Raw genomic sequence first — 16,420 nt, 5'->3', positions numbered from 1 at the left:
AGGGACTCCCGTACCCTGCCGACGACCCCGAGGACATCAGCAGACGTGTTCGCCACGCTCACCGACCGCCTGACCGCGACGTTCAAGAACCTGCGCGGCAAGGGTCGCCTCTCCGAGGCCGACATCGACGCCACCGCCCGCGAGATCCGCGTCGCGCTGCTCGAGGCCGACGTCGCGCTGCCGGTGGTCAAGGACTTCATCGCCGCGGTCCGCGAGCGCGCCCGCGGCGAGGAGGTCTCGCAGGCCCTCAACCCGGCCCAGCAGATGATCAAGATCGTCAACGACGAGCTGGTCCGCATCCTGGGCGGCGAGACCCGCCGGCTGCGGTTCGCCAAGCAGCCGCCGACGGTCGTCATGCTCGCGGGTCTGCAGGGCGCCGGTAAGACGACGCTGGCGGGCAAGCTCGCGCTCTGGCTGAAGGAGCAGGGCAAGCAGCCGCTGCTCGTCGCGGCCGACCTCCAGCGCCCCAACGCCGTCACCCAGCTGCAGGTGGTCGGCGAGCGGGCCGGCGTCGCGGTGTGGGCGCCCGAGCCGGGCAACGGCGTGGGCGACCCCGTCGCCGTCGCGAAGTCCAGCATCGAGCACGCCACCAGCCGCCTCTACGACGTCGTCCTCGTCGACACCGCCGGCCGGCTGGGCGTCGACGAAGAGCTGATGAAGCAGGCCGCCGACATCCGCGACGCCGTCCAGCCCGACGAGACGCTGTTCGTCGTCGACGCCATGATCGGCCAGGACGCCGTCACCACCGCGCTCGCGTTCCAGGACGGCGTCGGCTTCGACGGCGTCGTGCTCACCAAGCTCGACGGCGACGCCCGCGGTGGCGCCGCGCTGTCCGTCGCGTCCGTCACGGGCAAGCCGGTGATGTTCGCGGCGGCGGGCGAGAAGCTCACCGACTTCGACGTGTTCCATCCCGAGCGCATGGCCTCGCGCATCCTCGACCTCGGCGACATGCTGACGCTGATCGAGTCGGCCCAGAAGGCGTTCGACGCCGACCAGGCCGAGGAGATGGCCCGCAAGCTGCAGGCCAAGGGCGGCAAGGACTTCACCTTCGACGACTTCCTGCAGCAGATGCAGGCGATCAAGAAGATGGGGTCGTTCAAGAGCCTGCTCGGCATGCTCCCCGGCGCCGGCCAGATGCGCGAGGCGCTCGACTCCTTCGACGAGCGCGAGCTCGACCGCGTCCAGGCCATCGTCCACTCCATGACGCCGGGCGAGCGGGCCAACCCGAAGATCATCAACGGCTCGCGCCGCGCCCGCATCGCGAAGGGCTCCGGCCGTCAGGTCAGCGAGGTCAACCAGCTGGTCGAGCGGTTCTTCATGGCCCGCGAGATGATGAGCCAGGCCGCGCGGGGCAAGCTCGGCGGCATCCCGGGCATGCCCGGCATGGCCGGTGGCATCCCCGGCATGCCCGCCATCGGCGGCAAGAAGAGCAAGGGCAAGCAGCCGAAGCAGGGCAAGAAGGGCAAGCGCGGGGCGCGCTCGGGCAACCCGGCCAAGCGGGCGGCGCAGCTCGCGGCCGCCGACGAGAAGCGCGCGGCCGAGCCGCAGCCCGGCCAGCTGCCGTCCGCGTTCGGCGGCGACGCACCCGAGGGCGACGGCAACTTCGACCTGCCCGACGACATCGCGCAGTTCCTCAAGCGGCGGTGACGCCGTCGCCGGCGCCCGCGCTGCACGTGCGCGGAGTGCTCCTGCCCGAGGCCGAGCACCGCGACCTGTGGGTGCGTGACGGCGTCGTCACGTTCGAGTCGGTGCCCGACGCGGTCAGCGTGGGCACCGGCTGGATCCTCCCCGGCCTCGTCGACCTCCACTGCCACGTCGGCCTCGCCGCCGGCGGCGCCGTCCCCGACGACGTCGCCGAGCAGCAGGCGCTCACCGACCGCGACATCGGCGTCCTCCTCGTCCGCGACGCCGGCTCGCCCGCCGACACCCGCTGGATCGACGACCGCGACGACCTCCCGCGCATCGTCCGGGCCGGCCGTCACATCGCCCGCACCAAGCGCTACCTGCGCAACTTCGGCTGGGAGATCGAGCCCGACGAGCTCGTCGCCTACGTCGAGCAGGAGGCCCGCAGCGGTGACGGCTGGGTGAAGCTGGTCGGCGACTGGATCGACCGCGACAAGGGCGACCTCTCGCCGTGCTGGCCGCGGTGGGCGCTGGACGCCGCCATCGAGCGGGCGCACGAACTGGGCGCCCGGGTGACGGCGCACGTCTTCGGCGAGGACGCGCTGCCCGACCTCCTCGGCGCCGGCATCGACGGCATAGAGCACGGCACCGGGCTGTCCCCGGATCTCGTCGCCCTCATGGCCTCCCGCGGCGTGTCGCTCGTCCCCACCCTCGTCAACATCGCCAACTTCCCCAAGTTCGCCGCCCAGGGCGAGGCGAAGTTCCCCGGCTACGCGGAGCACATGCGCTCGCTGCACGCACGCCGCTACTCGAATGTCCGCGACGCCTACGACGCCGGCGTCCCCGTGTTCGCCGGCACCGACGCGGGTGGCCAGCTGCCGCACGGGCTGCTCGCGCGCGAGGTGCTGGAATTCGTCTCCGCCGGCATCCCCGCCGAAGCCGCCGTCGCGGCCGCCTCGTGGAAGGCGCGCTCGTACCTGCTGGGCGGCAGCGGCCTCCTGGACGAGGGCACGCCCGCCGACCTCTGCCTCTACGCCGACGACCCCCGCGTCACGCCGACGACCCTCCTCGACCCCGTCCGCATCATCCTCCGCGGCCGCGTCGTCCGCTGACCCCGGCGGCAACCCTCTGATCGGCAACCGCTTGGTCGGCGGACGGGCCGGCGGCAGCCGTCTGACCGGCCGACCGGGCGCCGGTGTCGGCGGGCGTCTGTCGGTGTCGGTATCGACGTCGGTGTCGGTGTCGGCGGGAGTCTGTCGGTGCCCGCCCGTAGGGTGGGCACCCTCCCTAGGTGTGGTGTCCAGGGAGGTTGGTCAAGCGGCTGATCGGTGGTTGGTCTCCGATGGCGGAGTGGGCGCGGTGGTGATTGTAGAAGTGGAGCCAGCCGGGCAGGGCATCGTTGCGTTGCTGGGTTGATTCGTAGAGGCGTGTGTAGGCCCAGCCGTCGGCCAGGGTGCGGTGGAAGCGTTCGATTTTGCCGTTGGTTTGCGGGCGGTAGGGGCGGGTCCGTTTGTGGGTGATGCCGAGTTCGGTGCAGGCGTCGCGCCAGGCGTGGGAGCGGTAGCAGCTGCCGTTGTCGGACAGGACGCGCTCGACGGTGACGGCGTGCTCGGCGAACCAGGCCACCGCACGGTGCAGCACGCCGATGGCGGTGGTGGCCTTCTCATCGGTGCAGATCTCGGCGTAGGCGACGCGGGAGTGGTCGTCGATGACGGTGTGCACGAATGCGGTGCCGGTTCGGGGGTGGTGGCGGTGGTCGCGTTGTCCGGTTCGGTTCGCCGTGGTTTCTCGGTTCTTGTCACCTTGCTGGCGCCCGAGGAAGCGGTGCCCGCCACCATCGGGGATGTTGCCGAACTTGGTGACATCGACGTGCATCAGCGAGCCCGGATGCGGATGCTCGTAGCGACGCACCGGTTCGCTGCTGACGCGGTCGATGTGGCGCAGCCGGTTGATCCGGCAGCGCACCAGGACCGCGTGCACGGTCGACGCGGACATTGCGAGTCTGCCGGCGATCTGGACCGGGCCGAGCCGATGCCGCCACCGCAGCCGCACGATGCGCCGTACCAGCTGTGGGCTGGTTCTGGTGGGGCTGGAGTGTGGCCGCGAACTGCGCTCGCTCATCCCGGCAGCACCTTCGCTGCGGTAGCGGTCGGCCCATTTCTTCGCGGTGCGCGGGGTGACCAGGAACATCTTGGCCGCGGCGGTATAGGTCCAGCCACGGTCGACGACGAGTCGGGCAAGGCGCAGACGCGCGCGTGGAGTCAGTGCAGCGTTAGCGTGGGACACGAGGGCCTCCGGTCGGTGAAGCGGTGAACTAGACAGCTCCACTTCACAACCGGAGGCCTTCACCTGTCAGACAACTCACCGATACCCAGCGGTACAACCTGCCTGGACATCACACCTAGAGGGGCGGGTCATACCTACCCCCACGCGACGCTCGCGCAACGACCTCGTCGGCCCGCGCCACTTCGCGCCCCCGTCGCCGGCCGCAGGCGAGCTGCCGCGCGACGTGCCCCGGCTCCCGCATCATGATCATCCAGGTTTTGGGGCGCTATCACGCCCCAAAACCTGGATGATCTTGGACCAGCACCTGCCAGCGACCGGCCAGCGAACCATGACCCGAGCGGAGCCGGTCGCCACACCCGAAGCGGCCAGCGAGCGGCCAGCGGACCGGAACCAACAGCGGAGCCGGTAGCCAAGAACACCACCCACGGCCAGTGAGCGGCCAGCGGAGCGAAAGCCCAGCGAGGCCAGAAGCCGGGCCCATTGTTCGGCCGGCCCCCTGACGCTGCTTGAACGGGGGCGCGGGCGGCCGGGTCAAGCGGTCCTCCGCCGCGCGAAGCGCCAACCAAGAGGTCCGCTTGAGGCGGCCTCCCGCGCCCCCGACAATCGAAAGCAGCAGGGGGCAGGCCAACGGTGCGAACCCAGCCAACGAGAGCCCGGCCCGCTGGCCGCCCAGCGAACCCCGCGCCCCGGCGAACCCGCGCCCCAGCGAACCCCACGCCCAGTCAAACCCTGCACAAGACTTCTTGCTCAACAACCCTTGCTAAAGAACGCTTTAGCAAGGTACCTTTAGGTCATGCCCAGCGAGCAGCACCAGAAGGTCACCGACCCGCAGTCGATGCGGGCGCTGGCCCACCCGCTCCGCCTCCAGCTCATGGACCTCCTCGGCATCGAGCCCGAGCTCACCGCCACCGAGTGCGCCGAACGCACCGGCGAGAGCGTCGCCAGCTGCTCGTTCCACCTGCGCATGTTGGCGAAGTACGGCTACGTCGAGCTGGGCGAGCCGCGCGGGCGGGAGAAGCCGTGGCGTCTCGTCAGCCGCAACCGCACCGTCGGCCCCGACGTCGACAACCCCGAGTCGGTGCGCGAGGCGTCGGCGTTCGCGCGGGTCGTCGTCGAGCGTGAGGCCGACCGTCTGCTGCGCACCATCGGCCGGGCGGCTGAGCTGGGGCCGGGCTGGGATCAGTCCATGGTCATCAACACGTCCAGTTTCTGGTTGACGCGCGACGAGCTCACCGAGGTCATGGACCGGCTGGGCGCGTTCACCGACGACATCGTGGCGCGGTTCGGGCACCGCCGCGAAGATCCCGCGTCCCGGCCCGACGACGCCCGCGTCGTCCACTTCCTCGGCGCCCTGAGCCCCGACCCCGACCTCGACACCCACAGCACAGCCGACGACCAGCCGTAGGAGACCGCCATGTTCATCGAGCCCAGCCTCCACCACGACCCGCACGCCGAGCGCCGCACGTCCGCCGCCCGCTACCGGGCCGTCCGCGACCTCGTCCGCGCCCGCCGGTTACGCCGCTGGGCCGACCGCTCCGCCCGGCTCGCCGCCCGCCTCGACCGCCGAGCCGGCGCGACGGCGGGCGCGGCGGGCGCGGCGGGCGCGGCAAGCGCGGCGACCACGCGCCCCGTCACCCGGCTGATCAGCGCGGCCTGAGCCGGTGCCGTCCGCGCTGGCGCACCGGCCGTTCCGCCGCCTCACCGTCGCCTGGACGTTCAGCAATTTCGGCGACAGCGCGCTGTACCTGACGGTCGCGATCTGGGCCAAGGATCTCACCGGCAGCAACGCCGCCGCGGGCCTGGTGTTCCTCATGCTCGGCCTGCCGGTGTTCCTGGCGCCGCTGGCCGGGCAGCTGGCCGACCGCCTGTCCCGCAAGCGCCTGGTCGCCGTGGTCAACGTCGTCGCGGCCGCCGGGGTGCTGGCCCTGCTCGCCGTCGACGATGCCGCCGACCTCTGGCTGATCTACCTGGTCACGTTCGGGTACGGCTGGGTCGGCTACGTCACCAGCGCGGCGCAGTCGGGGCTGCTCAGGGACATGCTCGACGACGACGACCTGGCCGGCGCGAACGGGCTGCTCACGACGCTCGACCAGGGGCTGCGGCTGCTCACGCCGCTGGCCGGCGCCGGCGTCTACGCCCTCTACGGGGGCGGCGCGGTCGCCGTCCTGACGGCGTCCATGCTGGTCATCGCCGCGCTGCTGGTCCTGACGGTGCGGGTCGACGAGAGCCCGCCGGCGCCTGCCGACGAACGCGAAGGGTTCCGGCGCGAGCTGACCGCCGGGTTCCGGCACCTGCGCGATACGCCCCAGCTGGCCGACCTCACGCTGCTGCTGGGCGTCGCGGTCGCGATCACCGGCCTCGCCAACTCCACGACGTTCGCCGTCGTCGAGGCGCTGGGCATGCCGAGCGAGTTCTTCGGCGTCCTCGCCAGCGTGCAGGGCGGCGGCTCGATCGTCGGCGGGCTGACGGTGGCGCTGCTGATCGGGCGGACGGGGGAGCGGACGGCGGTGGGTGTCGGGCTCGCGGCGGTCGCCGCCGGGCTGGGCGCGGTGCTGGTGGCGTCCACCGTCGTCGTCGCGGCCGGGGCGGTCGTGCTCGGGGTGGGCGTGGTGTGGGCCGTCGTCGGCATGGTGACGCTGCGGCAGCGGCTCACCCCCGCCCGCCTGCAGGGCCGCACGTCCGCCGCCACGAACATGGTGCTGAACGGGCCACAGGTCGCCGGCACGGCCGCCGGTGCGGCGCTGATCTCCGTCGTCGACTACCGCGTGCTCGTCGCCGCCATGGCCGTCACGGTCCTGACCTGCGGCATCGTCCTCCTCGCGCGCCGCGTGGCCGCGCCCGTCGCCGTCGCGGACGAGCAACCAGCCACCGAGACGGTGTAGGAGTTGGGTCCGCGCGCCGCGATCTGGCACAATGACCTGCTGAACCGGCGATCGTGCGGCCCTCTCACCCTCGAGCTCCGGATCCATCGAACCGTCGTGACCGGTGCCCCACTCAGGTGACGACGGCTCACCCGTGCGTGAACATCCAAGGAGACTCCACCCCAGTGGCTGTCAAGATCAAGCTGAAGCGGATGGGCAAGATCCGCTCGCCGCACTACCGCATCGTCGTGGCCGACTCTCGCACCAAGCGCGACGGCCGGGCCATCGAGGAGATCGGCCTGTACAACCCGAAGCTCGAGCCGAGCCTCATCAAGGTCGACTCCGAGCGCGCGCAGTACTGGCTGGGCGTCGGCGCGCAGCCGACCGAGCCGGTGCTGGCCATCCTCAAGGTCACCGGCGACTGGCAGAAGCACAAGGGCCTCCCGGGCGCCGAGGGCACGCTGAAGGTCGCCGAGCCGAAGCCGGAGAAGCGGGCCGCGTTCGACGCCGCGCTGGCCGAGGTGCACGGCGAGCCGAGGTCCGAGGCCACCACGGCGAAGAAGAAGCCGGCCAAGAAGTCGGCCGCCAAGAAGTCCGAGGCCAAGGCCGAGGCGAAGGCCGACGAGCCCAAGGCCGAGGAGCCGAAGGCCGACGAGCCCAAGGCTGACGAGGCGCCCGCCGCCGAGGCGCCTGCCGCCGAGGCGAAGGCCGACGAGGCCAAGGCCGAGGAGCCGAAGGCCGACGACGCGCCGGCCGCCGAGGCGAAGGCTGACGAGTCCTGATGCTGGCCGAGGCGCTGGAGCACCTGGTCGCCGGGGTGGTCGACCACCCCGACGACGTCAGCGTGCGCACGCGTCAGCTCCGCCGCGGCCGGCTGCTCGAGGTCCGGGTCCACCCCGACGACCTCGGCAAGGTCATCGGCCGCGGCGGCCGCACGGCCACGTCGTTCCGCACCGTCGTCGCGGCGTTGTCCTCGGACGGCGGCGTGCGCATCGACTTCGTCGACGTCGACGGGCGCTGACCCCACGGTGATCGTCACCGTCGGGCGCATCGGGCGCGCGCACGGGGTCCGCGGTGAGGTCTCCGTGGACGTCCGCACCGACACGCCCGACGAGCGGTTCGCCGACGGCGCCGTCCTCGCCACCGATCCCGCCCAGCGGGGCCCGCTGACAGTTCTCGGGTCCCGCTGGCACAGCGGGCGGCTGCTGGTGACGTTCGACGCCGTCCCCGACCGCACCGTCGCCGAAGGGCTGCGTGGCACGCTGCTGCTGGCCGAGATCCCCGACGGCGCCACCACCGGCGACCCCGACGAGTTCTTCGACCACCAGCTGGTCGGGCTGGCCGTCGTCGGCGTCGACGGCGCCGAGCTGGGCGTCGTCCGCGAGATCATCCACGCACCCGGCCAGGACCTCCTCTCCGTCAGGCGGCCCGGCGGGGGAGAGGCGCTGGTGCCGTTCGTCACCGAGATCGTGCCGGAGATCGACGTCGCGGCGTCCCGGCTGGTCGTCGACCCGCCACCGGGGCTGTTCGAATGAGAATCGACGTCGTCACGATCTTCCCGGACTATCTGACGCCGCTGGACCTCTCCCTCGTGGGGAAGGCCCGCGAAGCCGGCGTCCTTGACCTGCGCGTCCACGACCTGCGCGACTGGGCCACCGACCGCCACCGCACCGTCGACGACACCCCGTACGGCGGCGGCGCCGGCATGGTGATGAAGCCCGACGTGTGGGGCGCGGCGCTCGACGACGTCATCGGCTCCGGCGCGTCCGGCAGCATGCCGCGGCTGCTGGTGCCGACGCCGTCCGGGCGGCCGTTCACCCAGGACGTCGCGCACGAGCTGGCCGGCGAGCCGTGGCTGGTGTTCGCCTGCGGGCGCTACGAGGGCATCGACGCGCGCCTCGTCGAGGACGCCGCCACCCGCCTGCCCGTCACCGAGCTGTCGCTGGGCGACTACGTGCTCAACGGCGGCGAGGTCGCCGCGCTGGTCGTCGTCGAGGCGGTCGCGCGGCTGCTGCCCGGCGTCGTCGGCAACCCCGAGTCGCTGGTCGAGGAGTCGCACGGCGCCGACGGCCTGCTCGAGTACCCCGTCTACACCAAGCCGCCGACGTGGCGCGGGCTGGACGTCCCCGAGGTGCTGCTCTCCGGCCACCACGGCAACGTCGCGCGGTGGCGCCGCGACCAGGCGCTGCGCCGCACCGCCGAGCGCCGTCCGGACCTCGTCGCCCGGCTCGATCCGTCGGCGCTGGACGCGCGCGACCGCGAGGTGCTCGACGCGGCCGGGTTTCCGGTTCCGCCGCCGTCTGTGGCAGACTGATCCGCTGGTGCCCGGCTCGCGACGCCCCTGCCACAGGGGGAGCGCCGACGCGAAGGTCCGGTCACACCGACCCTGACAGCACCTGATTCCGCGGGCGACCTGTGGCGCCGGCGAGAGAGCGAACACAGCATGCACCTGCTCGACTCCGTCGACTCCGCGCAGCTGCGCGACGACATCCCCGCCTTCCGCGCCGGCGACAACCTCAAGGTTCACGTCCGCGTCGTCGAGGGCAACCGCTCCCGTATCCAGGTCTTCCAGGGCGTCGTCATCCGCCGCCAGGGCTCGGGCATCCGCGAGACGTTCACCGTCCGCAAGGTGAGCTTCGGTGTCGGCGTCGAGCGCACGTTCCCGGTGCACACCCCGGTCATCGAGAAGATCGAGCTGGTCACCCGCGGCGACGTCCGCCGGGCGAAGCTCTACTACCTGCGCAACCTGCGTGGCAAGGCCGCCAAGATCCGCGAGAAGCGCGAGACGGCCTGACGCTCCCCTGACGGGGAACCCGGCGGCATGGCACGGCACCGCCGCCGGGTCGCGTGCCCGAGGCACGTATTGTTGCTCACGTGCCACCGGAAGCGTTCGACTCTTCGCCGGGCTCGCCCCGGAAACCCCAGGGAGATGCCGTGACCGAGGAGAACGCGCCTCGGGAAGGCGACGGGGGCCCGCGTCGCGGTGGCGACGACACCGAGACGCCGGCCAACGGCACTCGGAACGGGCTGGCCGCCTTCTTCAAGGAGACCGCCATCGTGGTGGCGCTCTCCCTGCTCATCGCCACGGTCGTGCGGATCTTCCTCGTCCAGGCGTTCCTCATCCCGTCCGGCTCGATGGAAGACACCCTGCTCGTCGGCGACCGCGTGCTGGTGTCGAAGGTCAGCCTGCACTTCGGTGATATCCACCGCGGCGACGTCGTCGTGTTCGAAGACCCCGACCGCTGGCTGGGCGACCAAGCGCCGTCCGGCGGCACCGGCGTCGGCGGCGCCATCAAGGACGTCTTCGAGTTCGTCGGCGTGCTGCCCGACGACTCCGAGGAACACCTGATCAAGCGCGTCATCGGCGTCGGCGGCGACACCGTGGCCTGCTGCGACGACGCCGGGCTGCTCACCGTCAACGGCACCGCCGTCGACGAGTCGTCCTACCTGTACCCGGGCGACTCCCCGTCGCTGAACGAGTTCGAGCGCACCGTCCCCGAGGGCGAGCTGTTCGTCATGGGTGACCACCGTTCCAACTCCGGCGACTCCCGCATCCACGGCACGTTCTCCGAGGACCTCGTGGTCGGGCGGGCGTTCGCCATCGCCTGGCCGTTCAGCCGCTGGGGCGGCCTCGGCAGCAACGGCGTCTTCGACGACGTCCCCGAACCCTGATCCGTCATGCCCACACTCGCCCGACGACGCATCCTGGTCCGGCGCGACGCCGGACTGTACGCCTACGAGCGCACGCTGGCCCGGTCCGGGTTCGCGCCGGTCGCGGGCGCCGACGAGGCCGGACGGGGCGCGTGCGCCGGCCCGCTCGTCGTCGGTGCCGCCGTGCTCGCGCCGGGCAAACGGGGTGAGGTGCCCGGACTGGCCGACTCCAAGCTGCTCACCCCGCTGGCGCGCGAGCGCGCCTACGAGCAGGTGATGGCCCGCGCCGTCGCCTGGTCCGTCATCATCGTCCCGCCCGACGAGGTCGACCGCGTCGGGCTGCACCGCAGCAACATCATCGCCATGCGCCGCGCCCTCGCCCGCCTCGACCCCGCGCCGTCGTACGTGCTCACCGACGGCTTCCCGGTCACCGGCCTCGGCGTGCCCGGGCTCGCGATGTGGAAGGGTGACCAAGTGGCGGCCTGCATCGCAGCGGCGTCCGTCATCGCCAAGGTCACCCGCGACCGAATCATGTGTGACCTGCACGAACAGTGGCCCGCCTACGGGTTCGACGCGCACAAGGGCTACGTGACCGACGATCATCAGCAGGCGCTGACGGCACACGGGCCCAGCCCGGTTCACCGTCGGTCCTACGCCAACGTCGCGCGCGTGGTATCCCTTGGAGACGAAGGCTGGAAAGGGGAACCCGACCTATGAGTGCTGAGGATCTCGAGAAGTACGAGACCGAGATGGAGCTCTCCCTCTACCGCGAGTACCGCGACGTGGTCGGCCTGTTCTCGTACGTCGTGGAGACCGAGCGCCGCTTCTACCTCACCAACAACGTCGACTTCCAGGTCCGCGGCGAAGGCGGCGACGTCTACTTCGAGGTCACCATGAGCGACGCCTGGGTCTGGGACATGTACCGCCCGGCCCGCTTCGTCAAGAACGTCAAGGTCGTCACGTTCAAGGACGTGAACGTGGAGGAACTGGCGAAGAGCGACCTCGAGATCCCCAAGTCCTGACGGCTTCGCGTTGCCGGCGTCGGCCGCCTGAGCCTGCTGTCGGCTTCGGCCCGCTCCGTTCGCCATCGCGGTCGCGCCGCCTGGGCCCCTGAACGGTCCGCCGGTCCGTCCGTCGACCGCCGGGTGTCAGCCACTCGCGGTCGGTCGCCGCTGGCCCGTGCGCCGCCGTCCTACTCAGTCGTCCGTCTGCTGACCACCGTTCGACGGCAGGGGCCGCCCGCCACCGGTTTCGTTTGCTGACCTCCGGGCGCGGGCCGTCCGCCCGCCTCCGTCCCTGCTCGTCCATCCCTTCCGCCCGCCGCTCGTCCACAGCCCCACCCGATTCCTCCGGTTATCCACATTCGGCGATTTCGAGGTCGAATCGTCCGCCCGATCCGGCAAGGCTCGTAGCGGGAGGTGAGGCCGGTGCGAGTCAAGGACACCGTCGGCATCTACGGCGAACAGGTCGCCGCGGAGCATCTGGAGCAGGCCGGATTCGTCGTGCTCGAACGCAACTGGCGCTGCGACATCGGCGAGATCGACATCGTCGCGCTCGACGGCGCCACAGTCGTCGTCTGTGAGGTCAAGACGCGCAGTGGTCTGGGCTTCGGCTCGGGTCTCGACGCCGTCACGCCTGAGAAGCTGGCCCGGCTGTACCGCCTCGCCCTGCGCTGGCGCGAGCAAGCAGGCCGCGTGGGCGCGGCCCTCCGGGTCGACGTCATCGCCGTTCACCGGCTTCGATACAAGCGGCCGCAGGTTGTCCACGTGCGAGGTGCGCAATGACCCGCCTGGCTCGCTGTCGCAGCGTGACGATCGTCGGCGTGCGGGGCACGGTGGTCGACATCGAGGTGCACATCGGCGGCATGCCCGGGTTCTCGCTGGTCGGGCTGCCGGACGCGTCGTTGTACGAGGCGCGCGACCGCGTCCGCGCCGCCGTCATGTCCAGCCGCGAGACGTGGCCGCTGCAGCGCATCACCGTCAGCCTGTCGCCGGCCGCGCTGCCCAAGCGCGGCAGCCACTTCGACCTCGGCGTCGCGGTCGCCATCCTCGCGGCGGCCGAAGACGTGCCATCGGCCGCCCTCGACGGCGTGCTGTTCCTCGGCGAACTGGCGCTCGACGGGCGGTTGCACCCGGTCCGCGGCGTGCTCCCCGCCGTCCTGGCCGCCGACCGCGCCGGCTTGACCCGCGTCGTCGTCCCTGAGCCCAATGCGGCCGAGGCGCAGCTGATCCCGGGTATGCGCGTGTTCGGTGCCCGGTCGCTACGCCAGGTGCTCGCGCACCTTCGTGGCGCCGAGATTCCCGACGAGGTGCGCGACGAACTCGACCAGACGCCCGACGTGCTCCCGCCGGGCGCCGAGGGCGGGTCGCTCGACCTCGCCGACGTGGCCGGTCAGGACGCCGCGAAGCGCGCGGTCGAGATCGCCGCCGCCGGCCATCACCATCTGCTGTTGTCCGGCACACCCGGCTCGGGCAAGACCATGCTGGCGCAGCGGTTGCCGTCGCTGCTGCCCGACCTCTCCCTCGACGAGTCGCTGGAGGTCACGTCCATTCACTCGCTCGCCGGCGTGCTGCCGCCGGGCCGTCCGCTGATCGTGCGCCCGCCGTTCGTCGACCCGCACCACACGTCGTCGCTGGTCGCGATCGTCGGCGGCGGCTCACGCGTGCCGGCGCCCGGCGCAGCCAGCTTGGCGCACCGCGGCATCCTCTTCCTCGACGAGGTGCCGGAATTCCCGGCGCGCATCCTCGACTCCCTGCGCCAGCCGCTCGAGAGCGGAACCCTGACGCTGGCCCGGTCCGAGTCCACGTCGGTGTTCCCGGCCCGGTTCCTGCTGGCGATGGCGCAGAACCCGTGCCCGTGCGGCAACTTCGGCAGCACGGTCCGCGAGTGCACCTGCAAACCCGACTCCGTGCGCAGGTACGGGCAGCGGCTGTCCGGCCCGGTCCGCGACCGCGTCGACCTCCGCGTCGACGTCGACGCTCCCACCATGGCCGAACTCGACACCGCCGCCGAGCCCAGCAAAGTGGTCGCCGATCGCGTCGCCGAGGCCCGGGCCAGGCAGGAGCGACGGCTGCGCGGCACGCCGTGGCGGTGCAACGGCGAACTGCCCGGCCCGTACCTGCGGCGAGAGCTGAAGCTGCCGGCCGACATCACCGCGCCGGCGTTCGCCAGGGTCCGCGACGGCAGCCTCACCCTGCGTGGGGTCGACCGCGTCCTGCGCGTCGCCTGGACCATCGCCGACCTCGCCGGCCGCGACCGTCCGACCGCCGAGGACGTTCACAAGGCACTCCGGCTCCGGCTGGGGGAACCCGTATGAGCGCCGAGCAGCTCCACGTCGCCGAGTCGCCCGCTGATCGCGTCGCCCGGGCCGGGCTGTCCGCCGTCACGGAGCCGGGCGACGAACGCATCGCCCTGCGGGTGCGCGACCACGGCGCCGAGGCGACGTGGCAGGCCGTCCTCGGCGGCGACGACTCTCTCGATCGGTCCCGCGTCCTGCAGCGACGGGCCGAGTACGTCGACGGCGCGGAGGTACTGGAACGCGCCGATGACCTCGGCATCCGGTACCTGTGTCCGGGCGAGCCGGGATGGCCGGTCCCGCTGGACGACATGGCGGCCACGCTCGACTACGCCGACGTCGTCCCGCCGCCGCTGGGGCTGTGGCTGTCCGGTGACGGCGACCTCGCGGCGCTGGCCGAGTCGGCGGTCGCGATGGTCGGGTCGCGGGCCTGCTCGCGTTACGGCGGACGGGTCGCGTCCGATCTGGCGACCGATCTCGCGCTGGCCGGGCGCACGGTTGTCTCGGGTGCCGCGTACGGCATCGATGCCGCCGCCCACCGGGGCGCACTCGGCGTCGGCGGCCAGACGATAGCCGTCCTCGCCTGCGGCGTCGACGTGCCGTATCCGCGCACCCACGGCCAGCTGCTCGAACGCATCGCGGCCGACGGCCTGATCATCAGCGAAGTGCCGCCGGGCAGCCGGCCGATGCGCGCGTGGTTCCTCGCGCGCAACCGCATCATCGCCGCGCTGAGCGCCGGCACGGTCGTCGTCGAGGCGGCGCCGCGGTCCGGCGCGCTCAGCACGGCCGGGTGGGCGCAGAAGCTCAGCCGCGAGACGCTCGTCGTGCCCGGGCCCATCACGTCGGCGCTTTCCGCGGGGTGCCATCGACTGGTCCGCGACGGTGCCGGAACCCTGGTCACCGGCGTGACCGACGTGCTCGAGGCCGTCGGGCGCATCGGCGAGCACACGCCGCCCGACCCCGAGTGCGAGTCCCGGCCCATCGACGACCTCCTGCCCGCGCACGCGATGGTCCGCGAGTGGATGCAGGTCGGTGCCGTCGAGACGGTCGCGGGTCTCGCCCGCCGCACCGGCCTGCCCGCCCGGACCGTCGCGACCGCGCTGCGTGAGCTGGCCGCCGCCGGCTGGGTAACCCGCGAGGACGCCGGCTGGCGGCTCGGTTCGACGATCAGTCCGCTGGAAACCCGCACATGACCAGGCTGGAAGGGGTATGCATGGACCCAATGGGCGCCACGCCATCCGGCGGCGCCGGCAGGGAGAGGGGAACCGCTCATGGGCTCTGTCGCACGTATCACCAACATCAGCGCTCGCTCCGAGACGAGCTTCGACGACGCGGTCCGCCTGGGCATCGCGCGCGCCAACCAGACGCTGCGCAATGTCTCGGGTGCCTGGGTCAAGGACCAGAAGGTCGAGGTCCGCGACGGCGAGATCGTCGCGTACCAGGTGGCCCTGGAGGTCACCTTCGTCCTCGACGACTGACGCCGCTGCTCGTCCGGCGGTGCCGGCCGACGCTGGTCGGCACCGCTGTCGGCATCCGGCGACGGCCGCGTGGCTCCACAGCGGGCGGGCCGGCCGCTGTCCCGCGTGGCGGCGCCGTCCGAGCGCGTCGACGGGTGATCCTGGAGGCATGGACGCCGACGAGGAGCTGCCCGAGGCGCTGGCCGGCGCGGTCGTGGGGTTCGCGCGGCATCTGGCGGCGGAACGGGACCGGTCCGAGCACACGATCCGCGCCTACACCGGCGACATCGCGGCATTGATGGAGCACCTGGCGAAGCTGGGGCGCACCGAGATCGGCCAGCTCGACCTCGCCACGCTGCGCAGCTGGCTGGCTCGGCAGAGCACGCTCGGCCGGTCGCGCGCCACGATCGCGCGGCGGGCGTCGGCGGCGCGGGTGTTCACTGCGTGGGCGCACCGCAGCGGGCTGCTCGCCGAAGACGTCGGCGCTGTGCTCGCAACGCCGAAGGCGCGCCGGGCGCTGCCCGAGGTGCTGCGCGCGGGCGAGGCCTCGACGCTGATGGACGCGGCCGCCGACGACGCCTCTGACGGCGACCCGGTGAACCTGCGCGACCACGCACTCCTGGAACTGCTCTACGCCACCGGCATCCGCGTCGGCGAGCTGGTCGGCCTGGACGTCGACGACCTCGACGACGGCCGCCGGGTCGTGCGCGTGCTCGGCAAGGGGCGCAAGGAGCGCACGGTGCCGTACGGCGTGCCGGCGGCCGAGGCGCTCGACGCGTGGCTGCGCGCGGGCCGGCCGAAGCTGGCCGCACCCGCCGCCGGCCCCGCCCTGTTCGTCGGCGTCCGTGGTGGCCGGCTCGACCAGCGCGCCGCACGCACCGTCGTCCACCAGCGGCTCCGAGCGGTGCCCGGCGCGCCTGACCTGGGCCCGCACGGACTCCGTCACACCGCCGCGACCCATCTCCTGGAGGGCGGCGCCGATCTGCGCAGCGTTCAGGAATTGCTCGGCCACGCCTCCCTCGGCACGACGCAGATCTACACCCACGTCTCGGTCGACCGATTGCGCAAGGTGTACAAGCAGGCGCATCCGCGCGCCTGAAGCCCCTCCACCGGCCGACTCCCAGGACGTCGGCAGCCCACTTCGATTCGGCCCCTGGGCCGCCTGACGTCCATGGCGCCCAGCAGGTGCGCCTCTGCGCTCGGTCAGGGTTTGCTGTGGTCGCCGACTGGTGAGAGGCCGCCTCTCG

General features: G+C 72.3%; 19 protein-coding genes. 18 read left to right on the top strand and 1 reads right to left on the bottom strand.

The window, feature by feature from the left end; genetic code table 11:
- Positions 1-45 precede the first annotated feature (45 nt).
- Together ffh and BLV02_RS00275 are read left to right on the top strand one after the other, a co-directional pair.
- Positions 46-1,647 (top strand): signal recognition particle protein, encoded by a 1,602-nt coding sequence (gene ffh, locus BLV02_RS00280; RefSeq protein ID WP_069113948.1) that lies wholly within the window; start codon positions 46-48, stop codon positions 1,645-1,647.
- On the top strand, positions 1,644-2,735 hold the full coding sequence (locus tag BLV02_RS00275; RefSeq protein WP_245737686.1) for an amidohydrolase family protein: 1,092 nt from the start codon (positions 1,644-1,646) through the stop codon (positions 2,733-2,735). The genes ffh and BLV02_RS00275 overlap by 4 nt, the downstream gene beginning before the upstream one ends.
- 175 nt (positions 2,736-2,910) lie before the next feature.
- Here the strand turns inward: BLV02_RS00275 and BLV02_RS00270 are convergent, their stop codons facing one another.
- On the bottom strand, positions 2,911-3,909 hold the full coding sequence (locus BLV02_RS00270) for an IS481 family transposase (protein WP_141711773.1): 999 nt from the start codon (positions 3,907-3,909) through the stop codon (positions 2,911-2,913).
- 793 nt (positions 3,910-4,702) lie between these two features.
- On the opposite strand from BLV02_RS00270, the gene BLV02_RS36965 reads away from it, so the two are divergent.
- The 16 genes from BLV02_RS36965 to BLV02_RS00190 all read left to right on the top strand — a co-directional run bounded on the left by BLV02_RS36965 (position 4,703) and on the right by BLV02_RS00190 (position 16,272).
- Complete coding sequence (locus BLV02_RS36965; protein ID WP_069113947.1) at positions 4,703-5,314, top strand: winged helix-turn-helix domain-containing protein; 612 nt, start codon at positions 4,703-4,705, stop codon at positions 5,312-5,314.
- 9 nt (positions 5,315-5,323) lie between these two features.
- The gene (locus BLV02_RS00260; RefSeq protein WP_074946028.1) at positions 5,324-5,566 is read left to right on the top strand and encodes a hypothetical protein; all 243 of its coding nucleotides are present in this window, start codon (positions 5,324-5,326) and stop codon (positions 5,564-5,566) included.
- A 4-nt stretch (positions 5,567-5,570) separates the two neighbouring features.
- A complete protein-coding gene (locus tag BLV02_RS00255) occupies positions 5,571-6,791 on the top strand; it encodes an MFS transporter (protein WP_069113945.1) in 1,221 nt (406 codons plus the stop codon).
- 164 nt (positions 6,792-6,955) lie between these two features.
- On the top strand, positions 6,956-7,552 hold the full coding sequence (gene rpsP, locus BLV02_RS00250; RefSeq protein WP_069113944.1) for a 30S ribosomal protein S16: 597 nt from the start codon (positions 6,956-6,958) through the stop codon (positions 7,550-7,552).
- Positions 7,552-7,791, top strand: coding sequence for an RNA-binding protein (locus BLV02_RS00245; RefSeq protein WP_053206828.1), 240 nt, complete (start codon positions 7,552-7,554; stop codon positions 7,789-7,791). Before rpsP ends, BLV02_RS00245 begins: the two co-directional genes overlap by 1 nt.
- 7 nt (positions 7,792-7,798) lie before the next feature.
- Complete coding sequence (gene rimM, locus BLV02_RS00240; protein WP_069113943.1) at positions 7,799-8,305, top strand: ribosome maturation factor RimM; 507 nt, start codon at positions 7,799-7,801, stop codon at positions 8,303-8,305.
- On the top strand, positions 8,302-9,084 hold the full coding sequence (gene trmD, locus BLV02_RS00235; protein ID WP_069113942.1) for a tRNA (guanosine(37)-N1)-methyltransferase TrmD: 783 nt from the start codon (positions 8,302-8,304) through the stop codon (positions 9,082-9,084). The genes rimM and trmD overlap by 4 nt, the downstream gene beginning before the upstream one ends.
- Positions 9,085-9,213: 129 nt before the next feature.
- On the top strand, positions 9,214-9,564 hold the full coding sequence (gene rplS, locus BLV02_RS00230; protein WP_069113941.1) for a 50S ribosomal protein L19: 351 nt from the start codon (positions 9,214-9,216) through the stop codon (positions 9,562-9,564).
- Positions 9,565-9,704: 140 nt separating this feature from the next.
- Entirely contained in the window at positions 9,705-10,442 is a 738-nt protein-coding gene (gene lepB / locus BLV02_RS00225) for a signal peptidase I (protein ID WP_069113940.1), read from the top strand.
- A 6-nt stretch (positions 10,443-10,448) separates the two neighbouring features.
- A complete protein-coding gene (locus BLV02_RS00220; protein ID WP_069113939.1) occupies positions 10,449-11,138 on the top strand; it encodes a ribonuclease HII in 690 nt (229 codons plus the stop codon).
- Positions 11,135-11,443 (top strand): DUF2469 domain-containing protein, encoded by a 309-nt coding sequence (locus BLV02_RS00215; RefSeq protein WP_069113938.1) that lies wholly within the window; start codon positions 11,135-11,137, stop codon positions 11,441-11,443. The genes BLV02_RS00220 and BLV02_RS00215 overlap by 4 nt, the downstream gene beginning before the upstream one ends.
- A gap of 405 nt (positions 11,444-11,848) precedes the next feature.
- Complete coding sequence (locus tag BLV02_RS00210) at positions 11,849-12,205, top strand: YraN family protein (RefSeq protein WP_069113937.1); 357 nt, start codon at positions 11,849-11,851, stop codon at positions 12,203-12,205.
- Positions 12,202-13,737, top strand: coding sequence for a YifB family Mg chelatase-like AAA ATPase (locus BLV02_RS00205; protein ID WP_069113936.1), 1,536 nt, complete (start codon positions 12,202-12,204; stop codon positions 13,735-13,737). The genes BLV02_RS00210 and BLV02_RS00205 overlap by 4 nt, the downstream gene beginning before the upstream one ends.
- Positions 13,734-14,909 carry a DNA-processing protein DprA gene (dprA, locus tag BLV02_RS00200; protein WP_069113935.1) on the top strand — a complete coding sequence of 392 codons (1,176 nt, stop codon included), beginning with the start codon at positions 13,734-13,736 and terminating at the stop codon, positions 14,907-14,909. The genes BLV02_RS00205 and dprA overlap by 4 nt, the downstream gene beginning before the upstream one ends.
- 78 nt (positions 14,910-14,987) lie before the next feature.
- Entirely contained in the window at positions 14,988-15,194 is a 207-nt protein-coding gene (locus BLV02_RS00195; protein WP_069113934.1) for a dodecin family protein, read from the top strand.
- Positions 15,195-15,342: 148 nt separating this feature from the next.
- Positions 15,343-16,272 carry a tyrosine recombinase XerC gene (locus BLV02_RS00190; protein ID WP_069113933.1) on the top strand — a complete coding sequence of 310 codons (930 nt, stop codon included), beginning with the start codon at positions 15,343-15,345 and terminating at the stop codon, positions 16,270-16,272.
- Positions 16,273-16,420 lie beyond the last annotated feature (148 nt).

It is taken from the genome of Jiangella alba, assembly GCF_900106035.1.
GTDB lineage: Bacteria > Actinomycetota > Actinomycetes > Jiangellales > Jiangellaceae > Jiangella > Jiangella alba.
This window is presented reverse-complemented; position numbering and strand designations above follow the sequence as displayed.